Raw genomic sequence first — 2,922 nt, 5'->3', positions numbered from 1 at the left:
AAACACAGCTGATATTACAGTCAATGATCTGCCTACGGTAACCCTGTCGGCATTCTCAGATGTTTGTGTTGATGCAGCTGAATTTGCACTTTCAGGTGGGTCTCCTGCCAATGGAACGTATTCTGGTACGGGTGTTAGCAGTGGTCAATTTGACCCGGCCACAGCGGGTGTTGGAACTCATACCATAACTTATACCTATACCGACCCTAATGGTTGTACAAGTTCAAACACAGCTGATATTACTGTTAATAACCTGCCAGAAGCTCCAGTGGGTGAAATGCTCCTTCCTGAATGTACAGACACAACGTTTAGCGTAAAGGTTACAAATCCGCATCCGGGATATACTTACAGTATAGATCAAGAACCAAACGATATCGTGTTCAAGGATAGTATAGCACCGGCAGTGGGAGACGTCGTCTTTACAGGTTTAAAATTTGGGGACGGTTATGTTCTTACGGTAATGAACGACAACGGATGTACTTCAAATCCTGAAGACTGTGGTGGATTTCTAGTGGCTTCTGAGGTATCAGGTGGAGCTGTTTTGCATTCTGCACATATAGGGAAATCTGCGTCTTTACAGGAGCCTGTAAGTACTGAATTTACGGTTAAAGCCTATCCGAATCCTTTTACTAACCAGGTAAAATTTGAAGTAAACATTCCCGAAGAAGGTAACGGAAGCCTGGAACTGTACAATATGTTGGGCCAAAAAGTAAAGACCATTCATGAGGGACATTTGAATGCCGGCATCAATACCTTTGAAGTAAATATGCCGGGGCAAAACTCAAATACACTGATCTATATGCTCCGTAAAGGAGATAAACAACTTTCCGGAAAATTATTACAGATCGAACGATAATTTTCCACTGGTTTGATGTAACGAACTAAAAAATATCATTTGTTGTGCCCGGATGACATAAAACGCATCTGGGGGACAGTAAACCGGCAGGCAGCAGCCTGCCGGTTTTTTTATGTTTTAATCTAATTCAAGTAATCAACTGCCTGAATGAATTATTACACTGATTTATTGCTACTTATATACCAGATTCGCTTTTCATGCATTTTCAGCACATTCTCAAAAATGGAATAATAAGGCTAAATGGTAGATATTTACATAACATTCTACAATGTAACTACCGTAAACCAAGGCAATATAGGGCATAAAACGTTTTTTCAAATTGGGACATCTCTGATATTCAACACATTAGTTTATTTCGTAATTTACGTACTGTTAATTGAGGATAAAAAATAAGGGTCTCTTCATTTAACACCACTTACTTTTTAAACTGGAACCGATGGAAAAATTCAACATTTTCTTTCCTGGTTTTGTGTATTTGCGCCTTGCGGAACAATTCTGTCCGCATGGAATACCGGACGCTCTTATTTATTTAAGAGACGCATTCAAAGTACTTCAATCTAAAAACCAAAATTCTATGGACACACGCTGAAAACCTCTAACTCATTACAACACAATGCCCATTCACAAGTACCTCGGAATCGAAATGATCGATTCAACACCAAGAATTATGACAAGTATTTAACTAATACTAAAATACCTTAACTCAAAACAAACAAGAAATGAAAAAAATCTACAAAAATCTACGAACTATCCGAACAGCACTTATGCTGCTGTGTACGGGGCTCTTACTGCTGGCAGCTAATGCTGGTTTTGGACAAGCCGATGTAATTACCGACAAAGATGACTACTTCCCGGGAGAAACAGTCATAATTTCTGGTTCCGGCTGGGAAGCTGGCGAAACAGTGGAATTGTATATCGAGCATCTTTTTTACGTAACACACTATGATCAGGTAATCTATGTTACTGCTGATGAAGACGGCAAAATTTACGATGAAAGTTATAAAGTCGATATTTCTGATTTAGGGGAATTCTTTTTGTTGACGGCAACAGGTCAGTCAAGTGGGTTGGTTGCTTACACTGAATTTTCAGATGCAATTCAAGTATTTCCGTCAGATTTAAGCATTGACCAAACCGGGCCTATCAGTTTTTCCTGTGTACTACCCGGTCCTTTAAGCGCATCACTTTCAACATGTAGCACCGGACAAGGTGGAGGAAATACTGATTATGTTGAGATAACTTACAAATGGTATTATAATACTACCAATTCGAACATATTAAGTTCGGCAATTGAAGTGCAATCAAATGACTCCCATTCGGATACTATTAGTGATAGTTATACACCGGAAAATGTCTTGGGAACCAGGTACTATTTTTGCGTTGTTGAATTTACGGCAAAGGACAATGGAGATAATTGTGGCGGAACAGAACAGGCAGATGGATCTCGAGAGATACCTGATCCGGCCCATCCTGAAAATGCCAATAAATCAACTTTTAAAGCTTGGTACGTTACCAATCCGATTGAAGTATCTGTTGTCCCGGACAATGAAGCTCCCCAGTTAGTCGGTTCTATTCCTGTTGGAGCAACAAACATGAACCTGTGTTATTCCGATATGCCTGTTGGACCAACAACAGATGACATTAAAGCTGAATTTACTGATAATTGCGGTGTGGTTAATGTAGATAAAACAACTCAGGAAGCACCGGAAAATGATGATTGTGCCTGGTCTGTAACTTATACCTATGATGTATATGACGACGCAGGTAATCATGTTGACCCTTCGCCAACGGTTACCTACTCTGGAAGCGACCAGACCGCTCCATCACTGACAACGACTCCATTTTCTGATGCTACGGAATATGATGCCTGTATGTCTGATGCGCAAAGCACAGTTCCTGAATGGACTGAAGTAAATGCAATTACAGGTTACTCTGATAATTGCGGGCAAGCTGTTTCTGCATCTCTCGATAGCACCAGAACAACCGGAGACGATTGTGACTGGACAGTAACTTATTACTATACTGTTTTTGATGAATGTTTGAATCCGCTGGAGGTACAATCATATGTC

The 2,922-nt window shown here is 40.2% G+C and carries 2 protein-coding genes; both read left to right on the top strand.

The window, feature by feature from the left end:
- Window positions 1–856, top strand: an 856-nt coding sequence (locus tag HFD85_RS21675; protein ID WP_167614524.1) for a T9SS type A sorting domain-containing protein, incomplete at its 5' end; no start/stop codon positions are given.
- A gap of 719 nt (window positions 857–1,575) precedes the next feature.
- Window positions 1,576–2,922 (top strand): hypothetical protein (locus HFD85_RS21670; RefSeq protein WP_167614523.1); only part of this gene is annotated, 1,347 nt, incomplete at its 3' end.

The organism is Maribellus sediminis (genome assembly GCF_011799805.1).
Taxonomy (GTDB): Bacteria; Bacteroidota; Bacteroidia; order Bacteroidales; family Prolixibacteraceae; genus Draconibacterium; species Draconibacterium sediminis_A.
Note: the sequence above shows the minus strand (reverse complement) of the source record. Positions and strands in the feature narration are given on the sequence as shown.